This window comes from Bilophila sp. 4_1_30, assembly GCF_000224655.1.
GTDB lineage: Bacteria > Desulfobacterota > Desulfovibrionia > Desulfovibrionales > Desulfovibrionaceae > Bilophila > Bilophila wadsworthia.
On sequence record NZ_JH114231.1, the window covers coordinates 910,496 to 912,344 of the forward strand.

The following is a 1,849-nucleotide window of genomic DNA, read 5'->3' on the forward strand; positions in this document are numbered from 1 at the left end:
AGAGAGAGAATCTGTGCGGATCTGAATGTTGTAGCCCAAAAGTAGGCGGGCACAAGTATGAACTTTCCCAACAGACAGAACAGAAAAAGCTGAAGGAGAAAATCCATAAGCCACCTCCATTCGTCGCCAAGCCAGAATACCGCGCCGAGAAGCAACATGACCGTACTCAACCCCGAAAAGACAGCACGCATGACAACCTCCATGACGGGGCACCCCAATGGGATGTCCCTGGCTAACAGGTTAGGCGAGTAAGATCTCCTTCATCTTACCATTCGGACAACGCTCCTTGATGAGCCGCATCATTTCTTGAAAGGTACATTTGCACGATTTAGGTTCTCCGGGCAGCGTGAACATATAGAATTTGACGGAACCCTCGGCTTGCGCGTATCCTCTATCAATGGATTTCTTGATGTTCATCTCATGAATTCCTTTCTTGTCCTCTGCCGGTGGCTTCCGGCAGAGGACTTTTTGTTAGTCTATGGCCGCATAGATCATCTGGGCTTCAGGATGTGACTCGATGTAGTCATAGAGCTGCCGATGCTTTTCTCCAAAAGCAGGGCTGATCTGTTCGGCAAAATCGTTAAGCGCATAGAGAGTAGCGACTATTCCGGCGGCATCTGCCGACATTTCATCGTTAAAATAATTTCCAGGCCATGTGAGCCACATTTTCTTTTCACCTGCGAGAGCGATGTAAAATCCTCCATTGCTCAAGTCGTAAAATTCCCAGAATCCTCCATCATAGTGCGGACAAAGCCTCTCCATCCAACAAAAGACATGCCGCTCAAAGGAAAGCATTTTCGTCATGCCAACATGCCGAAGCCAGAAGTTCAGCCGGTCTTCGTCGGCTACCTTCGTCGCTGTGATGATTTCCATTTCCAGATTTTCCATCGTGTCCTCCTTGGACGTTGCGAGTTTTTCCCTGGAGTTGAAACCTGCCTTTATGCAGTTCCCCCCGAGGGCTTTCACTTGATGAAAGCCCTCGGGGGGAACTGCTCAAAGGCGTGCCAACGCCAAAAAAGGAATCTGGAAATAAAGGGCCTGCTTCCGTGACGGAGAAAGCGCAGCGAGCGACGGCGCGGAAGATGCGCCTCCGGCGCACCCTCTTCCTCTTTTGATGGGGACGGTGAGCTGCTGAAGGATTCCGCACAGCGGAATCCTTCATAAGACGCTTCGCGCCTTATGCTCTATCCTAATTTACATAAATATGTATTTACAATATAATGTATACATGTAATAATATAAGTACATATCTACAAGGAGAGCAAGATGTATATCTGCGCAATAGCCAATCAAAAAGGCGGCGTAGGCAAGACAACGACGACGCATAATCTGGGTGTTCAGCTTGCCAGAGATGCCCAAAAACGAGTATTGTTGCTCGATTTGGACGCTCAGGGGAATCTGAGCGATGCCTGCGGTCTTGAGCCGCAAACGCTGGAACGAACCGTTTTCGATGTCCTAGCAGGGAACGTCCCCATCGCTGGAGCGAAGAGCACGCTGGAAACGGGGTTGGATATTCTTCCGGCCAACATCCGGCTTGCAGAAGCGGAACTGGCGTTTGCCGGACGAATGGGGCGGGAAAATCTGTTAAAGAAGGCTCTCGCCTCTGTTGCGGGCGAATACGACTATGTGCTGATTGACTGCCCACCTTCTCTTGGGCTTTTGACCGTCAACGCCCTCAATGCGGCGAACGGGTTGCTCGTCCCGGTACAGGTCGAATATTACGCTCTGGCGGGACTCGCGCTCATCAGGCAGACGGCAGAACTTGTCCGTGATCTCAATCCCGATTTGGAAATCCTCGGACTCGTCCTGACGTTTTTTGATGCCCGAAAGACACTCAATAGAGATGTGG

General features: G+C 50.5%; 4 protein-coding genes. 1 reads left to right on the plus strand and 3 read right to left on the minus strand.

Going from position 1 to position 1,849, the window contains the following annotated elements:
* The 3 genes from HMPREF0178_RS22400 to HMPREF0178_RS04195 form a co-directional block, all read right to left on the minus strand.
* Positions 1 to 191 (minus strand): hypothetical protein (locus tag HMPREF0178_RS22400; protein WP_009379328.1); only part of this gene is annotated, 191 nt, incomplete at its 3' end.
* Positions 192 to 240: 49 nt separating this feature from the next.
* Positions 241 to 417, minus strand: a complete 177-nt coding sequence (locus HMPREF0178_RS21930) for a hypothetical protein (protein ID WP_009379330.1) — start codon at positions 415 to 417, stop codon at positions 241 to 243.
* 54 nt (positions 418 to 471) lie between these two features.
* A complete protein-coding gene (locus tag HMPREF0178_RS04195; protein WP_009379339.1) occupies positions 472 to 888 on the minus strand; it encodes an antirestriction protein in 417 nt (138 codons plus the stop codon).
* A gap of 378 nt (positions 889 to 1,266) precedes the next feature.
* Here HMPREF0178_RS04195 and HMPREF0178_RS04200 point away from each other — a divergent pair.
* On the plus strand, positions 1,267 to 1,849 hold a 583-nt coding region (locus tag HMPREF0178_RS04200; protein ID WP_009379341.1), incomplete at its 3' end, for a ParA family protein.

What these genes read in the sequence shown, in the direction of transcription:
- HMPREF0178_RS21930 (WP_009379330.1), bottom strand. Translation starts at nt 417, where the DNA reads ATGAACATCAAGAAATCCATTGATAGAGGATACGCGCAAGCCGAGGGT.
- HMPREF0178_RS04195 (WP_009379339.1), bottom strand. Translation starts at nt 888, where the DNA reads ATGGAAAATCTGGAAATGGAAATCATCACAGCGACGAAGGTAGCCGAC.